The 21,453-nt window shown below is 72.9% G+C and carries 16 protein-coding genes; 10 read left to right on the plus strand and 6 right to left on the minus strand.

What is annotated here, in order from left to right:
- Positions 1-3 precede the first annotated feature (3 nt).
- Positions 4-561: a hypothetical protein gene (locus KOI35_RS27470; protein WP_215791503.1), complete on the minus strand. Its 558-nt coding sequence runs from the start codon at positions 559-561 to the stop codon at positions 4-6.
- A 109-nt stretch (positions 562-670) separates the two neighbouring features.
- Positions 671-1,381 (minus strand): TetR/AcrR family transcriptional regulator, encoded by a 711-nt coding sequence (locus KOI35_RS27475; protein ID WP_215791504.1) that lies wholly within the window; start codon positions 1,379-1,381, stop codon positions 671-673.
- An 89-nt stretch (positions 1,382-1,470) separates the two neighbouring features.
- On the opposite strand from KOI35_RS27475, the gene KOI35_RS27480 reads away from it, so the two are divergent.
- Entirely contained in the window at positions 1,471-2,121 is a 651-nt protein-coding gene (locus KOI35_RS27480) for a TMEM175 family protein (RefSeq protein WP_215791505.1), read from the plus strand.
- Here the strand turns inward: KOI35_RS27480 and KOI35_RS27485 are convergent.
- Positions 2,064-2,666 carry a mycothiol-dependent nitroreductase Rv2466c family protein gene (locus KOI35_RS27485; protein ID WP_215791506.1) on the minus strand — a complete coding sequence of 201 codons (603 nt, stop codon included), beginning with the start codon at positions 2,664-2,666 and terminating at the stop codon, positions 2,064-2,066. The two genes, KOI35_RS27480 and KOI35_RS27485, sit on opposite strands and share 58 nt — an antisense overlap.
- A 77-nt stretch (positions 2,667-2,743) precedes the next feature.
- Between KOI35_RS27485 and KOI35_RS27490 the strand changes: the two genes are divergently transcribed.
- The gene (locus KOI35_RS27490) at positions 2,744-3,109 is read left to right on the plus strand and encodes a hypothetical protein (RefSeq protein ID WP_215791507.1); all 366 of its coding nucleotides are present in this window, start codon (positions 2,744-2,746) and stop codon (positions 3,107-3,109) included.
- A gap of 45 nt (positions 3,110-3,154) precedes the next feature.
- Positions 3,155-5,332: a protein translocase subunit SecD gene (gene secD / locus KOI35_RS27495; protein ID WP_215791508.1), complete on the plus strand. Its 2,178-nt coding sequence runs from the start codon at positions 3,155-3,157 to the stop codon at positions 5,330-5,332.
- Here secD and KOI35_RS27500 read toward each other — a convergent pair.
- Positions 5,300-6,571 carry a type 1 glutamine amidotransferase family protein gene (locus tag KOI35_RS27500; RefSeq protein WP_215791509.1) on the minus strand — a complete coding sequence of 424 codons (1,272 nt, stop codon included), beginning with the start codon at positions 6,569-6,571 and terminating at the stop codon, positions 5,300-5,302. The two genes, secD and KOI35_RS27500, sit on opposite strands and share 33 nt — an antisense overlap.
- On the minus strand, positions 6,564-7,829 hold the full coding sequence (locus KOI35_RS27505; RefSeq protein WP_215791510.1) for an ABC1 kinase family protein: 1,266 nt from the start codon (positions 7,827-7,829) through the stop codon (positions 6,564-6,566). Before KOI35_RS27505 ends, KOI35_RS27500 begins: the two co-directional genes overlap by 8 nt.
- A gap of 273 nt (positions 7,830-8,102) precedes the next feature.
- Between KOI35_RS27505 and KOI35_RS27510 the strand changes: the two genes are divergently transcribed.
- From KOI35_RS27510 to KOI35_RS27540, 7 genes are all read left to right on the plus strand, one after another.
- Entirely contained in the window at positions 8,103-9,974 is a 1,872-nt protein-coding gene (locus KOI35_RS27510) for an AfsR/SARP family transcriptional regulator (protein WP_215791511.1), read from the plus strand.
- An 85-nt stretch (positions 9,975-10,059) separates the two neighbouring features.
- Complete coding sequence (locus KOI35_RS27515) at positions 10,060-10,995, plus strand: DUF1702 family protein (protein ID WP_215791512.1); 936 nt, start codon at positions 10,060-10,062, stop codon at positions 10,993-10,995.
- Positions 10,996-11,023: 28 nt separating this feature from the next.
- Positions 11,024-12,931, plus strand: coding sequence for an FG-GAP repeat domain-containing protein (locus tag KOI35_RS27520; protein ID WP_215791513.1), 1,908 nt, complete (start codon positions 11,024-11,026; stop codon positions 12,929-12,931).
- Positions 12,932-12,945: 14 nt separating this feature from the next.
- The gene (locus tag KOI35_RS27525; protein ID WP_215791514.1) at positions 12,946-13,926 is read left to right on the plus strand and encodes an enediyne biosynthesis protein UnbU; all 981 of its coding nucleotides are present in this window, start codon (positions 12,946-12,948) and stop codon (positions 13,924-13,926) included.
- Positions 13,923-19,577, plus strand: coding sequence for a type I polyketide synthase (locus KOI35_RS27530; protein WP_215791515.1), 5,655 nt, complete (start codon positions 13,923-13,925; stop codon positions 19,575-19,577). Before KOI35_RS27525 ends, KOI35_RS27530 begins: the two co-directional genes overlap by 4 nt.
- Positions 19,570-20,016 (plus strand): acyl-CoA thioesterase, encoded by a 447-nt coding sequence (locus KOI35_RS27535; protein WP_215791516.1) that lies wholly within the window; start codon positions 19,570-19,572, stop codon positions 20,014-20,016. The genes KOI35_RS27530 and KOI35_RS27535 overlap by 8 nt, the downstream gene beginning before the upstream one ends.
- The gene (locus tag KOI35_RS27540; protein WP_215791517.1) at positions 20,013-20,621 is read left to right on the plus strand and encodes an NADPH-dependent F420 reductase; all 609 of its coding nucleotides are present in this window, start codon (positions 20,013-20,015) and stop codon (positions 20,619-20,621) included. Before KOI35_RS27535 ends, KOI35_RS27540 begins: the two co-directional genes overlap by 4 nt.
- On the opposite strand, the gene KOI35_RS27545 is transcribed toward KOI35_RS27540, so the two are convergent.
- On the minus strand, positions 20,616-21,356 hold the full coding sequence (locus KOI35_RS27545) for a winged helix-turn-helix transcriptional regulator (RefSeq protein WP_215791518.1): 741 nt from the start codon (positions 21,354-21,356) through the stop codon (positions 20,616-20,618). The genes KOI35_RS27540 and KOI35_RS27545 overlap by 6 nt on opposite strands.
- Positions 21,357-21,453: the final 97 nt, after the last annotated feature.

Below are 21,453 nucleotides of genomic sequence, written 5' to 3' on the forward strand. Positions count from 1 at the left end.
CGCTCAGACGTTCGTGTGACTGGCCCAGGCCGCGGCCGGATGGGTGCCGGAGTGGTAGAGGACGAGGTTGCGGTCGTCCTGCAGGCGGAGGAGGCCGCCGGCACTTTCCGACGAACGGGTCCACGCCACCGTCCCTCGTACGGTCAAGAGGTTGAACCGGCCGTACGGGTCGGCGACAAGATGGTTGCCGGGCTGGTCCCACGTGCCGGTGGCCCAGAACGGCCGGGTTCCCTCGTAGCCCACGAGGTTGCCGTCGGTCTGCATCTGCAGGGTGTAGCGGCCGTTCGGAGAGGTGAGCCGATCACCCGTGTCCAACCGCCCGCCGGTGGTGAGGGTGTCGCCGCCGATGCCGAAGATCTTGCGGAGCTCGGGGTTCTGTTCCGCCGGCAGGGCGGCGACGGCCGACCGGAGGTGCTGGGTGGTGAGCACATCCAGGTCGGCTTTCCGCAGTGTTCGGAGCTGCTCCTCGCTGTACAACCGGGTCATGAGGGCGGCCAGGAACAGGCTCCGGTCCTGCTCGGTGCCCAGCGCCGTCCCGGCCGCTCCGAGCAGGGCGACCACTTCCTGCTCGTCGGTCCGCGGAATGCCGGGCGCGGGCCGGATGGCCGGCCGCGCGGGCCGGGGGAGCGGGATCCGGACGTCGTTCGGCCGAGTGACCGGGCGGGTCGGCTCAGCGACCGAAGAGGTGGGTCTCGAGGCCGTCGAGGACGAGTTCGAGGCCGCTGTCGAAGCGGTCCTCGGTGAACTGGTTGCGCAGGCCGGCCAGGGAGCGCAGGTGGTCGAGGGACTGGCTGAGGACGGTGTCGCGGAGGTAGCGGTCGATCTCCGGGTGCCCGACGTAGGGGGTCAGCACACCGGGTGACGGACTCAACGCGTACCCGGAAACGAAGTTCTTGATCGTGCCGACCGCAAGGGTGACGTCTTCGCCGGCCAGTCGCGGGGTGATCGCGGGGTCGGTGAGCGCCCGCACATGATCGTCCCAGTGGCGCAGCTGCCCGGGGCCGGGCAGCGTGCCGGGGCGGCCGAGCGCGTGGACGAACCACGGGTGGGCCCGGTGGAGCCGCAGCGTGTCCTGGCCGATCGAGCGCAGCCGGGACCGCCAGTCGGCGCCGGTGGTCAGGCGCTGCTCGGTGAAGACCCGGTCGACCATGAGCTCGACCAGTTGTTCCTTGGTGTCGACATACCAGTAGAGGGACATGGCGGTGATGCCCAGCTCGGCCGAGACCCGGCGCATGGACAGTGCTTCCAGCCCGTCGGCGTCGGCCAGCGCGACCGCGGTGACCGCCAGGTCGTCCTGGGTGAAGGCCTGACCGCGGACGGCGCGGGGCGGACGCGGGGGCCGCAGCCACACCGACCCGGGCACACCCTCACCGACAGTCACACCGGACGACTCTAGTACGAACCAACTTGTTATACGGCGTATGTTTACCGGGTTCGTCAAACATACGCCGTATAGCAAGAGGGGTGGCAATGACCGAGTCGAATCCTCGCCTGGGTGCCGAGCGGATGACGTTCTTCAGTGATGCCGCCGCCGCGATCGCCCTGACGCTGCTGATCCTGCCGCTGGTCGAGCTGGTGCCGGAGGCCGTCGCGCGTGACGAGCGGCCGGCCGAGGTGATCACCGGGAACTCGGTGCCGATCGGCAGTTTCCTGCTCAGCTTCTTCGTCATCTGGCGCATCTGGTCGGTGCACCACCGGATGTTCAACGGGATCGAGACGATCGACAACCGGGTCGTCCGGCTCAATTCGCTGTGGCTGCTCTGCGTGGTGGCGTTGCCGTTCGCCGCCGAGATGGTGGGTGCCTACGGCGCCGAGCGGGTGGTGATCGCGCTCTACATCGGGGTGCTGCTGGCCAGCAGCATCACGCTCACGCTGCTGGCCCTGGCCCTGCGCCGGACCGACCCGGCCGCGACCACCGACCGCGGCGGGTTCGAGCAGCTGATCGGCAACGCGGTGTGCCTGACGCTGGCCTTCGTCATCGCGCTGGCCGTCCCGGGAGCGGGCTACTGGCCGCTGGCGTTGCTGCTGGTCGACGGTCCGATCCTGGCCGTCCTCCGCCGGCGTCAGTCGAAATTCAGTTCTCCCGTACGCGTCCGCTTGAGCTCGAAGAAGTCCGGGTAGGCGGCGAGCGCGACGGCGCCGTCGAAGATCTGAACGGCGGTGTCGCCCCGGGGGATGCTGCTCAGCACCGGCCCGAAGAAGGCCACCCCGTCGATGTGGATGGTCGGCGTGCCGACGTCGGGGCCGACCGGGTCCATGCCCTCGTGGTGGCTCTTGCGCAGTGCGGCGTCCCAGCGGTCGGTCTGCGCCGCCTCCTGCAGTTCGGCCGGCAGTCCCACCTCGGCCAGCGACTCGGCGATGACCGCGTCCAGGTCGTCGCGGCGCCGCTGGTTGTGGATGCGGGTGCCGAGCGCGGTGTACAGCGGGCCGAGGACGGCGTCGCCGTGCTGCTGCCAGGCCGCGGTCACCACGCGGACCGTCCCCAGGCTGCGGGTGATGCCGCGGCGGTAGTCCTCGGAGATGTCCCGGTTCTCGTTGAGCACGTAGAGGCTCATCACGTGCCAGCGCAGGTCGAGGTCGCGGTGTCCCTGAACCTCGAGGATCCAGCGGGAGGTGATCCAGGCGAAGGGGCACGCGGGATCGAAGTAGAAGTCGACGGTCGTCATACCGCCGACTCTAGACCTAGCAGTCTGGTAGGTCATCGGGCGTGTGCGAGTGGCGTGGCCGCCGTAACGTGCACTGCATGTCGGCGGAGCGCGCGGCACGATGGCGTCGGTGGGCGGGCCTGCCGGTCGTCGTCGCGTTGTTCCTCGCCGGCGCGGTGGTCGCCGCGACCCCGCGTGCGGGTCAGACATTCCGGGTCGCCGTGGTGGCGGCCCCGCCCACGATCGGGCACTCGCCGGACCCGCAGGTGGCCGAGCGGGGCGGAAACGGTCGCACGACCGCGGATCCTGCGGCGTCGGCGTGGCTGGGGGAGCGAGCCGGCACCACCGTCACCACGTGGTGGCACCGGCGGATCGAGGGCGACGGGCATCGGGTTCAGGCGGGCCGGGAGCTCCATCAGGTCAGGGGACCGCCAGGACGGCGTACGGGAAACGCCTTGTCCTGACCCTTTGCCCTTGAGGAGAAACCCATCGTGTCGCGCGCTACTGCCGTGCGCGCATTTCTGGCCCTGGTCGTGCTCGTCGTGTCCGGGTGGCTCGTCGCCACCCGGCCGGCGCGGCTCGGGCTCGATCTGCGCGGCGGAACTCAAATCGTGTTGCAGACCCGGGACGGCGACCAGACCCGGGCCGATGCCGGAACCACCGACCAGACCATGGAGGTATTGCGCCGGAGGATCGACCAGCTCGGCGTCAGCGAACCGACGCTCGTCCGGTCCGGCGAACGGCGGATCATCGTGGAACTGCCCGGGGTCACCGACCCCCGGAAGGCGGCCGAGGTCGTCGGCCGCACCGCCCAGCTGTCCTTCCGGCCGGTGCAGAGCGGGGGAGCCGCCTTCACCGACGAGACCGGCCGTCCCGTCCAGCTCGGACCGGTGGCCCTCTCCGGACGGCAGATCGACGGCGCGCAGGCCGTCACCGAACCGCCGGGCGGCTGGCAGGTCGCCGTCGACTTCACCGGCGACGGAGGCCAGGCCTGGCAACGCCTGACCGCGAAGGCGGCCTGCTCACCGCCGGGTGACCCGGGCCGCCGGGTCGCCATCCTGCTCGACGACAAGGTGATCTCGTCGCCGCAGGTCAGCCCGGAGGCGGCCTGCGACGTCGGGTTCGCCGGGCCGGCCATGCGGATCACCGGTTCCTTCGGGGCCGACGAGGCCCGCGACCTGGCCCTGCTGATCCGGGCCGGGGCGCTGCCGGTGCCGGTCGACGTCGTCCAGCAGCAGGTGGTCGGGCCCACCCTCGGGCAGCAGGCGATCGACGACGCGGCCTGGGCGGCGCTGCTCGGCGGGCTCGCCACGATCCTGTTCATCGTGGCGGTGTATCGCCTGGCCGGTGCGCTCGCGGCGGCCGCGCTGGTGGCGTACGGGCTGATCTCCTACGCGGCCCTGCTGGCGATCGGTTCCACCCTGACCCTGCCCGGGCTGGCCGGGTTCGTGCTGGCCATCGGGATGGCGGTCGACGCCAACGTGCTGGTCTTCGAACGGGCCCGGGAGGAGTACGCCGCCAAACCGTCCCTGCGTACCGCCATCCGCGACGGCTTCCGCCGGGCCTGGTCGGCGATCGCCGACTCCAACATCACCACCCTGGTCGCCGCCGGGCTGCTGATCCTGCTGGCCTCCGGACCCGTACGCGGCTTCGGCATCACCCTCGGCATCGGCGTGCTGGTCTCGATGTTCACCGCGCTGGTGCTGACCCGGCTCCCGGCCGAGGCCCTGATGCGGCGCCGGTGGCTGGCGGTCCGCCCACGCTGGAGCGGTCTGGCCCACCAGGGCTGGGTGCGCCGGACCATCGAGACCCGTAACCCCGATCTGATGGGCCGGCGCCGGTGGTGGCTGGGCGTCTCGGCCGCGGCGGTGCTGCTCGCCCTGGCCGGTGTGGCCGTCCGCGGCGTGGACCTGGGCGTCGAGTTCACCGGCGGGCGGCTGGTCGAATACACCACCAGCCAGCCGCTCACCGTCGAGGCGGCCCGGGAGGCGGTGACCACGGCGGGCCTGGATCGCGCGGTCGTCAATGAGGTCGGAGAGGGCAAGTTTTCCGTACGGGCGGGAGCGTTCGACGACACCACCGAGCAACACGTCCGCGACTCCCTGACCGCCCACGGTGCCGGCGAGGTGCAACGGCAACGTGACGACACCGTCGGGCCCAGCCTCGGCGCCGAGCTACGGAACAAGGCGGTGCTCGCGCTCGGCATCGCCCTGACCGCCCAACTGGCGTACCTGTCGTTGCGGTTCCCGTGGCGCTGGGGCGCGGCGGCGGTGCTGGCCATGGCCCACGACGTGGTCATCCTGATCGGGGCGTTCGCGTGGCTCGGCAAACCGGTCGACGGGGTGTTCCTGGCCGCCCTGCTGACCGTCGTCGGCTACTCGGTCAACGACTCGGTGGTGGTCTTCGACCGCATCCGGGAACTGGTCCGGGGCCGGCGGCGCACCCCTTTCGCCACGGTCGCGAACACGGCCTGCCTGCAGACCGTCCCGCGAACCGTCAACACCGGGCTCGGGGCGGTGTTCATCCTGCTCGCCCTGGCCGTGCTGGCCCGGTCGTCGCTGGGCGACTTCGCGATCGCCCTGCTGATCGGCATCCTGGTCGGCACGTACTCGTCGGTCTTCCTGGCGACGCCGCTGGCCATCACCTTCCGGCGCTCAGCCCGCCCGGGCGGCGTTCGTTGGCGCTGACCAGCGGGTTCCGTCCGGGGTGTCGAAGATCTGAATGTCCGCCGCGGCGAGGGCGTCCCGCAGGGCGTCCGCCGTGGCGTAGTCGCCGGCCGCGCGGAGCCGGGTTCGCAGGGCCAGCAGTGGTTCGACGAGTGGCCGGTGCGTCGTCGCCGGATCGGCCACGCCGGTCACCGCCGCCTCGCCGAGCCGGACGATCATCGTGCGTAGCACGGCACGGGCCTGGTCGACGCCGACGTCCTCCTCGGTGTCGGCCGCCCACTCCCGGATGGTCGCCTCGAGGGTGAGGGCCGCGCCGGCCATGGCGGCAGCGTCATGGCCGGCGTACGCGGTCTCGAAGAGTCGTTCGCACTCCGTGGAGACCTGCTCGAGCGTCGCCGCGGTCGTCTCGCCGGTGTGGTCCGCTGCCACCGGCGGGGCGGTCCGGGCGTGGACCGGCTTGCGCCGGCACAGGTCGCGCAGATCGGAGAGGGAGAGCACCGTGCCGGCCGGGAAGGTGACGCTGGTCGCGTGATGACGGACCGTCATCGTCCCGCGGCCACGAACGGTGGCCTTCTCGTCGGCGAGGTCGAGCACGACGGCGGTGTGCTCGTCGACACCGAGTACCGCCACGTCGTCCGGCAACTGTTCCTCCATCGTGCGCAGACGCTGCTCGCCCAGATAGCAGTAGCGGGTGTCGTGCGTGCCGCCCTCCTTGTTGTCGTAGTGCGGCACGAGCGCCACCTCGAGACCCAGGTGGGACAGCACGTCGAGGCCGGGCAACCAGTGTGGATCCGTGCCCACCTTGTAGATCTCGTACACCGGCACGGTGAACCGGCCCAGCGTGGCGGCGGCGGCCGAGGCGAAGACGGTCAGGCCCGCGCGGGTGCGGAGGCGGTCGTGCAGCGCTTGTCCGACGGCGGCGTCGCGCCAGTGCCGCAGGGCGTAGCTGGGGCTGCCCGGTCCCGAGAAGAGCCAGTCCGCGCCGCGCACCAGAAGGAGCCCGCGGTCGGCGTCCTCGTGCTTCCCGCCGCGCAGCCCCGGCGCGGTGACGACCGGGAGCCCGACGCTGCGGGCGAAGTAGCCGCAGGCAGTGGCGGAGATGTCGGCGACGTTCGACTGAAATCCGTACGGCGTCTCCAGCAGCACCGCGCTCGAGCGGCGGCCGTCGAGGTGGTCGGCCACGGCCCGGTGGATGGTCACCATGGTCGGGCTGGTCTCGCCCGAGCCCATGATGGCGAGGACGGCGTCCCGGTCAGCCACGAGCGTGCAGCCGGCCGGTCGCGGCGCGGTCGAGGATCGGCATCGCAAGCGCCTGGAAGTCCACGTCCGGGTCGAGGTCGCGGACCATGCCCTCGATGACCAGCAGCGCCAGCAGCGGGAAGACGAACTCGGGGGCGGCGAAGACGTGGTGCCGGCGCTGCAGGTCGAACAACCGGCCCGCGAACGCGACCAGGCTGAACTGGGCGGCCCGGGCCCCACTGGTCTCCCGCACCAGTTCGGCGAGCCGGCGGGTGAAGCCGTCGCGGTCGCAGCCGTCGGTCCGGCGCGCGCTCGCCAGCACGATCTCGGCGCACCGCTCGCCGCGGCCCAGGGCCAGGTTGACGAAGAAGTCGGCGAACAGCCGGCGGACCTGATCGGGCAGCTCGATCATGAAGCCGCCGTCGAGGATCACCAGGGTGCCGTCCGGGCCGGCGTAGATGTTGCCGTGGTGCAGGTCGCAGTGCACGAAGCCGTCCAGGAAGAGCATCTGGTAGGTGGCCGTCAGCACCTGCCGTACGAGGTCCCGTCGATCGCCGTCGGGGATGTCCGCGCGGCGCAGCGGCCGGAGCCCGGTCATCAGGTCCATGACGATGACGTCCGGAGTGCACAGAGCGTCGAGGGTCGCCGGGACCCGTACGCCGTTGTCGGGCGCGAAGTTCTGCCGCAGCTTCGCGAGGTTCGCACGTTCGGCGGCGAAGTCGGCCTGGCGGCCCACGACCGCACCCACCTGTCCGACCATCTCGCTCACGGGGATCCGGCGCAGGCCTGGAACACGCTGCGCGGTCCGCGCCAGAGCGCCGAGAAGGGCCAGATCGAGGGCGAGCGTACGGCGTACGTCGTCCCGCCGGACCTTGACCGCCACGGCGCGCCCGTCCGGCAGCGTCGCCCGGTGCACGGTGGCGATGCTGCCCGCGGCCAGCGGCTCGAGGTCGAGCCGGGCGAACGGGGTCCGCGCCCCGTAGCTGCGGCGCAGCACCTCGGCGATCGACGCGGCCGACGGCGCCGGCACGCGGTCCTCGAGCACCGCGAGCCGCTCGCACCACGACTCCGGCAGTTGATCACGGCGGGTGGCGAGCAACTGAGCGACCTTGACGTAGGCCGGTCCGAGCCGGTGCAGGTCCGCAGCGGTCCCCTCGGCCGAAGCGGAGCGGTGTGCCAACTTGCGCGCCACGGCACGGGCGCCGAGGGCCGCCAAGGCGCCGGCGGTCACGGCGGCCCGTCCGGCCAGCCGGGGTGTTCGGATACGTGCGTCGTCCATGGCGAACCTCCGTGCGGCATGACGAAACGCGAGTACAGGACGATCTGGGGCCACGGTCGCAGATCCGACTGGCACGCGGCTTGAACGTCATGACAAAGCGATCCAGACCGGAAAGATGCGAGTTTTGGCCCTTGTGTCGGCATGTGCAACGGCAACGCTCCGAAGTCAATTCATGACTACCGATATAACGGAGCGGTCCTATGATCGGCCAGTTCGCCACGCTATGGCTCATTGGGGACTGGGCTTGTCGGGGGACTTGTCGGGGGAGGAACTATGAGCGTGGAACCTTTGCGTGTCGACGTCCTGGGACCCATTCGCGCCTGGCGGGGGAGCCGCGAGATCGATCTCGGACCAGCCAAACAACGCACCATCTTCGCCCTGCTCGCCGTCCATCTGAACCAGCCCGTCCCGGTCGCCCAGCTCGCCAGCCGGGTGTGGTCGGACAGCCCGCCCGACAAGGCGGCCGGACTGCTCCACACCTACATCTCCCGCCTGCGCCGGTTGCTCGAGCCCGGCGTGCCGGCCCGGACCCGGACCAACCTCATCCGGCTCACGCCGCGGGGCTATCAGCTCGGCGGCGACCCGGCCCTCGTCGACGCCCACAGTGCCCTGGCGCTGGCCGACCGGGCCGCGCGGCTGCTCGACGGCGCGGAGTGGGAACGGGCCTTCGACCTGCTCGGCGACGCCGTCGGGATCTGGGAGAAGGCCGGCACGTCGGAGCTCGCGAACCTGGTGCCGGACGATCCGGCCGTGCAGTTCATGCGCCGGCGTTACGTCGATACGGCCCTGCAGTTCCTGCGCATCGGGCTCGCGCACGACCGTACGGTCATGATGCTGCCCCTGGCCGAGCGGCTCGCCCGCGGGGAACCGCTCAACGAGGCGATCCAGGCCTGCTACCTGCGCTGCCTGGCCCGCACCGGCCAGCGTGCGGCCGCCCTGGACTGGTACGCCGACTTGCGCGCCTGGCTGCGTACGGACCTCGGGGTCAGCCCCTCGGACGAGCTGGCCGACGAGTATCAGAGGTTGCTGGCCGAGCCTGATGAGCCGCCGGCGGACGCCGCCCCGGTGTCCCGGCCGCGTGCGGACCCCCTGACCTGGCGCGGCAGCGGGCCGCCGGCCGAGGAACCGGTCGGGCGGACCGGCGAGATCGCGGCGATCCGGCACGCGGTCTCCCGGCAGCGCCTGGTGACCCTGGTCGGGGCGCCGGGCTGCGGTAAATCGGCGCTCGCCCGGGCCGCCCTGCGTGGCGACCCGCCGGTGTCCGCCGGCGGCGTGAGCGTGGTGGATCTTCACGACGCCGAGACCGAGTCGGACATCCGTCAGCGGCTCGTCGACGTGCTGAGCGGGTTCGCGCCCAGCGGTGGCGACTGGAGGGCGATGCTCGGCGCGCTGGCCGGGCGGACGATGCTGCTGCTGTTCGACAACGCCGACCGGGTGACCGAGGAATGCGCCCGGGTGACCGACGAGATTCTGCGCTTCTGCCCGTCGGTGGTGGTCGTCGTCACCTCCCGCGAGGTGCTGCGGCTCCCGTACGAGTCGGTGCTGCCCGTGCTGCCGTTGCCCGCACCGGACCCGGGCGATGCCTCCGAGCCGGCTCGGCTCGCGCGCGTCCCCGCGGTCGAACTGTTCGTGCACCGGGCCCGGCAGGCGTGGGCCGGATTCGAGCTGAACGGCGACACCGCCCGGGCCACGGCGGTGATCTGCCACCGGCTCGACGGGCTGCCGCTCGGTCTGGAGTCGGCGGCCGCCAGCCTGCGGACCACCGATCTGGACCGGGTCGCCGAGTTGGTGGCGGAGGGCGAGTTGCGCTTCGGCGCTCCGTGGCGGGGCACCCGGCCGGGGGCCAGCTCGCTGTACGACGCCATCCGCTGGAGCTACGACCAGCTCGACTCGCTCGAGCAACGGTGCCTGTCCACCGTGGCCCAACTGGGACCGGTCTTCACCCCGCGAGCCGCCGTGCGGGCCTGGCGGCGCGACCATCCCGCGGCCGGGAGTCAGCTGTCCGCGCTGCTGGCCTCGCTCACCGATCGTTCGCTGGTCTATGTGGAACGCGGCGACGGCGACTTCCGGTACCGCATCCTCGAGCCGATCCGCACTTTTGTGTCGGAGCGGGAACCGGTCCGGGCGCGATCACTCAGCGCTTGATTCCCGCTATACGTTTTTAAAGAGTTCTGCAAGACCGAACCGCCAGGCTGGCTCCCGGACGTTGTCCCCGACTCCGGGAGGACCGATGGCTCGACCACGACCGAGCGACCTGCTCCGGCTCCGGCCGGCTCAGGTCGACTTCGCCCGGCGCGGGTTCCGCACCGAGCCGGCCGCTGCCCGGGCCGGGCTGGAGGGCTCTGCGCTGGCCTTTGTCGACGGATTCAACCGGGAGCTGGCGACCTCCGTCGCGGAGCCGCCCGACCTGTCCGGCATCGAGCCCGACCGGCGCGGCTTCGCCGCCGAGGGCGCCGCGATGGCGGCCGGGATGCTGGATCGTCTGCGGGTCCGCACCGGCCCGGGCCGGCTCGGCCGGCTGTTCGTGGCCTACGCCGAGAACTATGAATATCTGTTGCACGTCGGCGTCGGGTGGACGATGGCGAAGCTCCGGACCCCGTTGCCCCAGCCGGTGCCCGACGCGGGGCTGACCCGGTGGCTGGCCTACGACGGCTGGGGTTTCTGCCGGGCCTTCTTCGCCGGTCCGGTGGCGCTCGCGCGGTGGTCGGCCCATCGTGGCCGGTGCGGGGACATCTGCGCGATCAGATATCAGGGCCTCGGCCGCAGCCTCTGGTTCCGCGACTGCGGCCGGCCCGGCCCGATCGCCGAGCGGATCGGGCGTCTCCCGGCGGAGCACCGGACGGACGTCTGGAGCGGCGTGGGGCTGGCCGCCGTGTACGCCGGCGCGGTCGACGCGACGGTGTATCCGCAGCTGGTGGAGGCCGCCGGCCCGGACCGCCCGGCGCTCGCCCAGGGCGCGGCGTTCGCCGCCGAGGCGCACCGCCGCGGCGGTCACCTGCCCGCTCATCTGCCCGGCGCTGTCCGGGCCCTGACCGGCGCCGGGGTCGACGAGGCGGCCGATTGGACCTGGGCCGCCCGATCCGGCCTGGACCGGCACTCCGCCGGGCCCGGGGACTTCCAGACCTGGCGGCGCCGCATCCAGCGCCAGGCCGCCTTCGCCGGCTGATGTCGCGTTCTCCCGGAAGGACTGTCCCGTGAACCGACCACCCGCCCTGCTCGTCCGGCTGATCGCCCTGGCGCTCTGCGCCGGCGTGGGCCTCGCCACCCGGCTGCCCTCCACCGGCGACGACCGTCGCGCCGACCTGGCCGGTCGGTTCGCCTTCTCGACCGTCGCTCTCAACGGCGACCCCACCGGCGCGCGCGACCTGCGCGTCGTCCAACCGGCGTTGCGCGACATCGAATCCTGGATCTCCGCCGTCGGTGCGGCTGTCGCGCTGGCCGACCTCGACGGCGACGGACTGCCCAACGAACGGTGCCTGGTCGACCCGCGCGACGACTCGGTGACCGTCGCGCCGACTCCCGAGGCGGCGGACCGGTTCCCCGGCTTCGCCCTGCGCCCGGCCGGCCTGGCCTACGACGCCCGCACGACGGCGCCGATGGGGTGCCTGCCGGCCGATCTCAACGAGGACGGCCGGCTCGACATCCTGGTCTATTTCTGGGGCCGGGCACCGATCGCCTACCTGCACCGGTCCGGACCGGGCCTGAACGCCGATTCCTTCCAGCCGGTCGACGTGGTCGACGAGCCGGGCCGGATCTGGAACTCCGCGACGGCGAACGTGGTCGACCTCGACGGCGACGGGCACCTCGACATCTTCGTGGGCAACTACTTCCCGGACGGGGCGCGCGTGCTCGACGCCACCGCCACCGACGACCCGCTGATGCAGATGCAGGACTCGATGTCGGCCGCCCGCAACGCGGGCCGCAACCGGATCCTGCGCCTGCAGACGCTCACGACCCGGGACGGCCTGACCCGACCCTCGTACGAGGACCAGTCCGGCGCGCTGACCGACGAGCAGAGTCGCCGGTGGACGCTGGCGACCGGAGCGCAGGACCTCGACGGCGACGGCCGGCCCGAGCTCTACGTCGCCAACGACTTCGGGCCCGACTACCTGCTGCACAACCGGTCGAAGCCCGGACGCATCCAGTTCACCGAGCTCCGGGGCTCGCGCGACGCGCTCGCCCCCAAGTCCAAGGTGCTCGGCGACGACTCGTTCAAGGGGATGGGCGTCGCGTTCACCGACCTCAACGCCGACGACCGGGCCGACCTGGTCGTCAGCAACATCACCACGGAGTACGCACTGGAGGAGAGCAACTTCGCCTTCGTCAGCACCGACGACCACCCACTCGGCCGGCGGACCGCGCCGTACCGGGACGAGAGCCAGGCACTGGGGCTGGCCCGGACCGGATGGGGATGGGACATCAAGGCGGCCGACTTCGACGGCGACGGGCGCGACGAACTGGTGCAGGCTCTGGGCTTCCTCAAGGGCACGGCCAACCGCTGGGCCGAGTTGCAGGAGCTCGCCATGACCAACGACGCGTTCCTGCGCCACGCCTGGGCCTGGCCGGTGTTCCGCGAGGGCGCCGACATCGCCGGGCACCAGCGCAATCCGTTCTTCGTCCGCGACGACGCCAGCGGCCGGTTCACCGACGTCGCGGCCGATCTCGGGCTGGCCAACCCCGGCGTGAGCCGCGGCATCGCGATCGGCGATGTGGACCACGACGGCCGGCTCGACATGGCGGTCGCCAATCAGTGGGCCCGGTCCACGTTCGCGCACAACGACGGACCGGCCCGGGAATTCCTCGGGCTGAGCCTGCACCTGCCGGCCGCCACGGCCGGCGCCGTCCCAAGGCCGGCGATCGGCGCCACCGCCACGGTCACCCGGCCCGACGGCACGACCGCGACCCAGCAGCTCTACCCGGCCAACGGGCACACCGGCGTCAATGCGCCGGACTTGCTGTTCGGCCTGGCCGGATCGGGGCCGGGACCGTTTCCGGTCACCGTCCGGTGGCGTGACATCGGCGGCCTGCACACCACCACCACGACCCTGCGGGCCGGCTGGCACGACCTGACCCTGACCGACCGGCCGGTCGGCACCCGCTAGACGAGGAGCAGATCATGTCGCAGGTCGCCGTGTCTCCACCCGCCGTCGACAAGCGCGTCAAGGCCCTGCGCCGCTTCGCGCTGTCCATCACCGCGTTCAACGTGCTCGGCCATCTCTTCCTGGGATTCGAGCAGGCCTACCTCACCCCGATCGTCGGAGTCCTCACCGGATACGTCGCTGAGCTGCTGCTCGAGACCGTCGACGCGCGGATCGCCGGGCGGCGGCCGCGGTACCTCGGATCACCGGCCGAGTTCGTGAACTTCCTGCTGCCCGCGCACATCGCCGGGCTCGCCTGCTCGATGCTGCTCTACGGCAACGAATCGCTCTGGCCCACCGCGTTCGCCGTGACCGTGGCGGTGGCCAGCAAGTATTTGATCCAGGTGCCGGTCGCCGGTCGGTTGCGGCACGTGCTCAACCCGAGCAACTTCGGCATCAGCGTGACGCTCGTCTGCTTCAGCTGGGTCGGCATCGCTCCGCCCTATGAGTTCACCGAGAACGTCTCGGGCGTGCTCGACTGGATCATCCCGCTGGCCGTCGGTGTCTCGGGCGCGATGCTCAACGCCAAGCTGACCGGCCGGCTGCCGCTCATCCTGGGCTGGCTGGGCGGCTTCGTCCTGCAGGCCCTGATCCGTACGGTGGTGCTGGACCACTCGCTCGTCTCGGCGCTGCTGCCGATGACCGGCGTCGCGTTCGTCCTCTTCACCAACTACATGATCACGGACCCCGGCACGAGCCCGATGATCCCGCGCCGGCAGGTGTTCTTCGGACTGGCCACCGCGCTCGTCTACGGCGCCCTGGTGATCTCGCACATCACCTTCGGCCTGTTCTTCGCGCTCGTCATCGTCTGCCTGGCCCGGCTCGCCGCGCTGACCTGGCTCGCCGTGCGGGCCGGTCGGCCGGGCGCGGATACCGGCCGGGTGCCGCCATCGGACGCCGCCACCGGCGACCCGGCGGTCGCGACGGCCGGTGCCGGCTCCGGAGCTTCGATCCGATGAGCGCGACGACGACCGGCAACCCCGTCGACGGCATCGTGATCGTCGGTCTGGCCTGTCGCTTCCCGGACGCCGACGACCCCGGGCAGCTGTGGCGCAGCGTGCTCAGCCGCCGCCGGTCCTTCCGGCCGCTCCCGCCCCGGCGCCTGCCGCTGCACGACTACGGTGGCGAGGGCGTCGACCAGACCTACCTGACCCGGGCCGCAGTGCTGGAGGGGTGGCAGTTCGACCGGGCCGCCTTCCGGATCTCCCGCGAGTCGTTCCGGGCGGCCGATCCGGCGCACTGGCTGGCGCTGGAGGTGAGCGCGGCCGCACTGCGGGACGCGGGGCTGCCCCACGGTGAGGGCACCGACCGGGACCGGGTCGGGGTGGTGCTCGGCAACTCGCTGACCGGCGAGTTCTCCCGGGCCTCGACGGTCCGCATGCGATGGCCCTACATCCGGCGGATGGTCGCCGCGGCGCTGGACGCGGCGGACGTGGCCACGGCCGACCGGTCGGCCGTCCTCGACGACCTCGAGCAGCGGGTGAAGAGCCCCTTCGCGGTGCCTACAGACGAGTCGCTGGCCGGGGCCCTCGCCAACACCATCGCCGGCCGGGTGTGCAACTACTTCGACTTCCACGGGACCGGCTACACCGTCGACGCGGCCTGCGCTTCGTCGCTGGTGGCCGTGGCCACCGCCGCCGACGCGATCGTGTCCGGCCAGCTCGACGTCGCCCTGGCCGGGGGCGTCGACCTGAGCCTGGATCCCCTCGAACTGGTGGGCTTCTCCCGGGTGGGTGCGCTGGCCCGCGGTGAGATGCGCGTCTACGACGCGGACCCGACCGGCTTCCTCCCCGGCGAAGGGTGCGGGATCGTCGTGCTGTGCCGCTCGTCGTTCGCCGCGGCGCACGGCCTGCGGGTCTACGCCCGGCTCGCGGGCTGGGCGACCTCCTCCGACGGCAGTGGCGGGCTGACCCGGCCCGAGGCCTCCGGTCAGCGGCTGGCGCTGGCCCGGGCCTACCGGCGGGCCGGGATCGATCCGGGACAGGTGGAACTGATCGAGGGACACGGGACCGGGACGGCGGTCGGCGACGCCACCGAGCTGCGCACGCTGCTGGACGTCCGGGGGGACACCCCGACGCGGGCCGCGCTCGGCACGATCAAGGCGAACATCGGCCACACCAAGGCCGCGGCCGGGGTCGCCGGACTGATCAAGGTCGCGCTCGCCGTGCATCGCCAGGTCGTACCGCCGACGACCGGCGTGGCCCGGTCGCACCCGCTGGTGGCCGCCCCGGGGGCGTCCGTGGAACTGCTCGACGACGCCCGGCCGTGGCGCACCGACGACCGGTACGCGGCCGTCAACGCCATGGGCTTCGGGGGCATCAATGCGCATGTGGTGCTGGCCGGGGCCACGCCGACGACCCGGCGCGCCCTCAGCCGGCTGGAACAGCAGCTGACCACCAGGCATCCGGACTACGAGGTGGTGGTGTGCGCCGCGCCGAACCTCGACGAGCTGGACCAGGAACTGGCCGTGCTGCGGACGGCGGCGGCGACGCTGTCCGGCGCCGAGCTCACCGATCTCGCCGCGGCGCAGGCGGCCCGTACGCACAGCGGCTTGCCGTTCCGTTTCGCGGTCGCGGTCCGTTCGGCCGAGGAGCTCACATCGGTGCTCGAGGAGGCGCGGCGGCGCATCGACGCCGGCGACCGGAACATCCTCGATCCGGACCGGCGCCTGTTCCTGTGCTCCGGGCCGGCCTTGCGGATCAGCCTGCTCCTGTCGGGACAGGCCGCCCCGGTCCGAGCCGGCGGCGGCGCCTTGGCGCCGCTCCTGGGTGAGCTGCCCGGTGCCTACGCGGACCGGCTGCCCGACTCGGCCGGCGACCCGCCGGACACGGCCGTCGCCCAGCCCGCGATCCTGCGGGCGAGCCTGGCCGGGCTGCGGTGGCTCGACGCGCTCGGGGTGCACGCCACCGCCGCGACCGGGCACAGCCTGGGCGAACTGGCCGCGCTGGTCTGGGCCGGCGCGCTCACCGAGGAAGATGCCTACACGTTGGTGAAGGACCGTGCGCGCGCCATGGCGTCGGCCGGCCAAGCGCCGTCGGCCATGGCCGGCCTCGGCGCCGGCTTCGACACGGCCACCGGGCTGATCGCCGGCACCGGGGCGGTGGTCGCCGCCGACAACGCGCCGGACCAGGTGGTCGTCTCCGGCTATCGGGAGCAGGTGGATGCCGTGCTCGCCGCGGCCCGGACGCACGGAATCGCCGGCCACCGGCTGCCCGTCTCGGCCGGTTTCCACTCGCCTGTGATGGCGCCGGCCCGCGAACCCCTGCGGGCGGCGGCCCGGCGGGTGACCTGGCGGCGCCCGCAACGGCCGCTGGTCTCCACCGTTACCGGCGACTGGTGGAACGGATCGGAGCCGGTCGACGTGCTCGTACGCCAGCTGACCGAGCCGGTGCGCTTCCGCGAGGCACTCCAGCGGTTGCCGGGCGACCTGCTGATCGAAGTCGGGCCGGGCAGCATCCTGAGCCGCCTCGCCGGTCGTCCCGCGGTGAGCCTGGATGTCGGCGCGGAATCGGCGGTGGGCGTCGCGACCGCCACCGCCGCGCTGTTCGCCGCCGGTGCCTGCGACGACGTGCAGGCCTATTTCGGCCGGCGGGCGACCCGCTCATTCGACCCGGCGGCGCCGCGCCGGTTCCTCGCCAACCCCTGCGAGACCGACGTGTCCGAGCCGGCCGCGACCGCCCTCGACGGCGCGGGGGACCGGGCCGCGCCCACTGTTCCCACCGTGACCAGTGCCGACCCGCTGGAGGCGACCATCGGCCTGGTCGCCGACGTCGTGGGGCTCGACCGGGCCGCCGTCACGCCCGGGTCGCGACTGCTCGCCGACCTGCACCTGACCTCGCTACGCGTCGGACAGCTCGCGAACCAGGTCGCCGGCGCGCTCGGCCGCGCCGTGCCGAGGGAGCCACTGAGCCTGGCCACCGCGACCGTCGCCGACTTCGCCGGCGTGATCGGCGGGCTGCCGCCGGCCGGCGCGGACGAGCCGGGGCCGCCGGCCGGGGTCGCCTCCTGGGTCCGGGTCTTCGGCCACCATCTCGAGGCGCGACCGCACGACCGCCCGGATCGGCTGGAGCGCGCTTGGACGATCGTCGGGGAAGCGGTCACCCACCCGCACGCCGACCGGCTGCGCGCGGCCTTCCGGCCCGTGCCCGGCGCGGCTCCGGCCCGCCTCCTGGCCCTGCCACCCGGGTTGGACCCGGTGCCGGCCGAGATCGTAGCCGAGGCTCTGCGGTCGTGCGACGCCGACGGACGGCCGCTGGTCGTGGTGCACAGCCGCGGGATCGGCGCCGCGGTCGGCCGCAGTCTCGTGGCGGAACGTCCCGAGATCCCCGTTCTCGTCGTCGACGTGCCCGCCGGCGCCGCCGGGATCGACCTGGCCGCGGCGGAAGCCCACCGGCACTGGGACGGGTACGCCGAGGTGATCTTCGACGCCGGTGGCGGCCGCACCGAGCCGGTCGTCCGGCCGCTGGTGGCTGCGGCGCACGAAGACACCGTCCGGATGCTCGCCACGGATCACGTGTGCCTGGTCACCGGTGGCGCCAAGGGCATCGGCGCCGAGTGCGCGGTCGCCCTGGCCGAGGCGACCGGCGCGACCATGGTGCTGCTCGGACGCAGCCCGGCCGACGATGCCGACGTGCGCTCGACGCTCAACCGCATCCCGAAGGCGATCTATCGTCAGGTCGACGTGACCGATCGGGACGCCGTCGCGGACACTCTCGCGGAGGTACGGTCCGAGGCCGGACCGATCCGCATGCTGCTGCACGCGGCCGGGACCAACGAGCCGGGCGCCCTGCGGGACCTGACCGCCGACCGGATCCGACGCACCCTGGCCGCCAAGACCGACGGGTGGGAGAACCTGCTCGACGCGCTGGACCGCTCGGAGTTGCGCTGCGCGGTGACGTTCGGGTCGATCATCGGCACGATCGGGCTGCCGGGCGAGGCGGACTACGCGATCGCCAACGAGTGGCTGGCCCGTCGGTGCGCCGAACTCGCCGCCACGGCACCCGCCACCCGCTGGCTCAACATCGAATGGTCCGCGTGGGCCGGAGTGGGCATGGGCGCCCGCCTCGGGGTGCTCGACACGCTCGCCCGGAAGGGACTCGGCCTCATCCCGGTGGACGCCGGTGCCGACATGCTCATGCGCCTGCTGGCCACCCCGGAGCTGCCGCCGACGGTGCTGGTGTGCGGCCGGCTCCCGGACACCCCGACCCTGCGGCGGCCCGCGGCCGACGTGGAGCCGCGACGCTTCCTGGAGACGCGTTCGGTCACCTTCCCGGGCATCGAGATCGTCGCGGACGCCACCGTCTCGCTCGGCGCCGATCCCTATCTGGACGACCATCGGCTCGACGGCCTGCCGGTACTGCCCGCCGTCCTGGGGCTCGAGGCCATGGCACAGGCCGCCGCCGCGCTCGGCGCGACCACCGTCCCCGGCGTCTTCGACGATGTCCGGCTGGTCACGCCGATCACCGTGCCGGAGCGCGCGGACCGGGTTGTCCGCACCGCGGCGCTGGCCGGCGAGAACGGTGTCGACGTGGTGGTCCGCAGCGACGAGAGCAGCTTCGCCGTGGATCACTTCTCCGCCCGGCTCGATGGACCGCCGTCCACCGTGCCCGCCGCAACCGGGGCCACACCCGGTGGGCCGCTGCTGCAGGGCCTGCCCCTGTACGGACCGCTGTTCTTCCACGGCGAGCGGTTCCGCCGGGTCGAGGGTTATGCCGCGCTGAGCCCGTACCGGTGCTCGGCCCGGGTCGTGGCGCGGGACGGCCGCTGGTTCGGTGGCTTCCAGCCGCAGCGCCTCGAGCTCGGGGATCCGGCCGCCCGGGACGCCGTCCTGCACCTGCTGCAGGCGTGTGTCCCGGATCGGCGCGTGCTACCGGTGGGCGTACGCCGCCTGGTCGTGCACCGGCGGCCCGCCGGGCTGCTCTCCGTCGACGCCCGGCAGCGGACCGAGGACGGCGACGACTTCGTGTTCGATCTAGTGGTCCGCGACGACGACGGGGCGCCGGTCGAGGAATGGCACGGCCTCGCGCTCCGGGCGGTCGGGCCGCTGCCGTACGGCCGGCTGCCGATCGGGGCGATCGGGGCGCACCTGACCCGGTCGCTGCGCCGCTGGCACCCGGGGACGTCCCTGAATCTGGCGGTGGCGGCCGGTGCACGGTCGGACCGTCAGCGGGCGGTCGAGGTCGCGACCTGGCTCGGCGGCCGTCCGGTGACCCGCGCCGCGGACGGCCGTCTGGTCAGCCCGGGCGGCGGAGTCAGCGCGAGTCACCTGTCGGGACGGCTGCTGGTCGCCACCGGAGCTCCGGGCACGGCGGTCGACTGGGAATCCGCCGGCCAGCCGCCCGCGTTGCCGCCGGCGACGGCCGCGGTGGCTGCCGCGCTCGCCAGGCTGACCGCAGAGGACGAGGCCCGGTCGGCGACCCGCGCGTGGACCTGCCGGGAGGTCCTGTCCAAGCAGGGGTGGCCCGGCACCGCACCGCTCGTCGTCGAGGCTCGTGGACCGGATGGCTGGGTGCTGCTGCGCAGCGGCGCCTCCACGTTGTGCAGCACGGTGGTGGACACGCTCGAGGGACCGGTCGCGGTCGCCGTCGGAACAGGTGATCTCGATGCCTGAGCACTACGTGTACCGGCACCGCGTCACGTTCGACGAGACGAACCTCGTCGGCAACGTCTACTTCGCCCATTTCCTGCACTGGCAGGGCCACTGCCGCGAGTATTTCCTGGCCGACCACGCCCCAGCCGCGGTCGTGGCCCTGGCCGGCGACCTGGCGCTGGTCACCGTCGACTGCGCGGCCGACTTCTTCGCCGAGGCGCACGCGCTGGACCGGATCGAGCTGCGGATGTCGCTCGAGCGGATCGACGGCCACCGGATCGCCATGTCCTTCGACTACCTGCGCACCGATCCCGGCCCGGCCGAGTTGCTGGCTCGCGGCCGGCAGACGGTGGCCTGCATGCGGCGGTCCGCGGCCGAACTGGAACCGGCTCCGATCCCGGAGCAGCTCCGCCGCGCGCTCGACCTCTATGCCGCGGCCGCCGGCGGGTCACGCTCGTGAGCGCGGCCATCCTCGGTGGCGGACGCATGGCCCTGGCCCTGCACACTGCCCTGCTCCGGACGGGAGCGGCGGCGCGGCTGGTCGACCCGCGCCGGCCGGACGTGGCATCCCTGCGGCGGACGCCGGTCGTGCTGCTGGCGGTGCCGTTCGGCGCCGCCCTCGACCTGGCCCGAGGGCCGCTGGCCGGGTGCGCCGACGGCCGGATCCTCGTCGATGTGACCAACCCGGCCGGGCGGGCGGCCGGGCCGGTCACGCCCGGTGCGTCCGGGGGTGAGCAACTGGCGGCCACGGCGCCGGGGTGGCGGGTCGTCAAGGCCCTCAACACCGTCTCGGCCCGCATGCTGCAGGTGCGGGAGGCCGCCGCGCTGCCCGTGTCCGTGCCGATGGCCGGCGACGACGCCGCGGCCAAGGCGCGGGTAGGCGAGCTCGTCCGGGATCTGGGGCTCGACCCGGTCGACGCGGGCGGTATCGCCGCGAGCCGCGAGATCGAGGCGCTGGCGGTCCTGCTCATGCGGATCAGCGACCGGCACGGCCTGCACGGCGAGATCGGCTTCCACCTCCGGCCGCCGGCCGGACAGCGCCACCTGGACCGGAGCGCGTCATGACCGTCTGTCCGGGCCCACGCCCTGGTACTCCGGGGCAACGGCGCGGGCGGGAGCGGACCGGCCGTCGGGGCGGGCCGCCGTCAGTCCCAGGGTGCGCAGGCAACGGGTCACCGCGGCGACCGGACCGGTCGTGGTGACCCGGCCGCCCAGCAACGCCTCGACCGGGTCGAGGTGGCCGGTGCCGATGTCCATGAAGGTGGCCGCGTCGGTCCGTACCGTCAGAACCGGATCGCTCGCCGCTCCCGGCTGCACCCGGACGCTGTCTCCGGCGACGACCACCGAGAAGACCTCGTCGTCGACCGTGAACTCGTAGGTCTCGTCGATGCCCTCGGTGCGGGCCCCGATGGTCATCGCCTCGATGGCCAGCACCGCCCAGGACGCCCGGGCCACCGGGTGGGACGGGCCCGGCTGCTGCCCGGCCAGGTCGAGGCCGAACCGGGCCATCGAGACGACCGCGCCGCGCAACGCGGCGCCCCGCTCGGTCAGGGCGTAGCCGGCGGTGCGCCGGTCCGGGTCGAGACGCGTGACCAGGCCGGCCTCCTCGAGACCGCGGAGCCGCTCGGCCAGGAGGTTGGTGCCGATGCCGGGCAGCGCGTCGAGCAGTTCACGATAGCGCCGCGGGCGGACCAGAAGTTCACGAACGACCAGCAGTGTCCATCGCTCACCGATCACGTCGAGCGCGATCGCGAGCCCGCATTGCTGCTCGTAGCTTCGTTTCTCTCGCGAACCGGACACCGTGCCGCCCCTGCTGTCGATCCTTGTCTGCTATCTACTACTGAAGCACGCGCCGGCGCGTGGCCGCCAGAGGGGCCGCCCGCCGGCGCGTGCTCCG

The sequence above is a fragment of the Paractinoplanes bogorensis genome, assembly GCF_018829635.1.
In the GTDB taxonomy this organism is placed as follows: Bacteria; Actinomycetota; Actinomycetes; order Mycobacteriales; family Micromonosporaceae; genus Actinoplanes; species Actinoplanes bogorensis.

What these genes read in the sequence shown, in the direction of transcription:
- KOI35_RS27480 (WP_215791505.1), top strand. Translation starts at nt 1,471, where the DNA reads ATGACCGAGTCGAATCCTCGCCTGGGTGCCGAGCGGATGACGTTCTTC.
- KOI35_RS27485 (WP_215791506.1), bottom strand. Translation starts at nt 2,666, where the DNA reads ATGACGACCGTCGACTTCTACTTCGATCCCGCGTGCCCCTTCGCCTGG.
- KOI35_RS27490 (WP_215791507.1), top strand. Translation starts at nt 2,744, where the DNA reads ATGTCGGCGGAGCGCGCGGCACGATGGCGTCGGTGGGCGGGCCTGCCG.
- KOI35_RS27505 (WP_215791510.1), bottom strand. Translation starts at nt 7,829, where the DNA reads ATGGACGACGCACGTATCCGAACACCCCGGCTGGCCGGACGGGCCGCC.
- KOI35_RS27510 (WP_215791511.1), top strand. Translation starts at nt 8,103, where the DNA reads ATGAGCGTGGAACCTTTGCGTGTCGACGTCCTGGGACCCATTCGCGCC.
- KOI35_RS27515 (WP_215791512.1), top strand. Translation starts at nt 10,060, where the DNA reads ATGGCTCGACCACGACCGAGCGACCTGCTCCGGCTCCGGCCGGCTCAG.
- KOI35_RS27525 (WP_215791514.1), top strand. Translation starts at nt 12,946, where the DNA reads ATGTCGCAGGTCGCCGTGTCTCCACCCGCCGTCGACAAGCGCGTCAAG.
- KOI35_RS27530 (WP_215791515.1), top strand. Translation starts at nt 13,923, where the DNA reads ATGAGCGCGACGACGACCGGCAACCCCGTCGACGGCATCGTGATCGTC.
- KOI35_RS27535 (WP_215791516.1), top strand. Translation starts at nt 19,570, where the DNA reads ATGCCTGAGCACTACGTGTACCGGCACCGCGTCACGTTCGACGAGACG.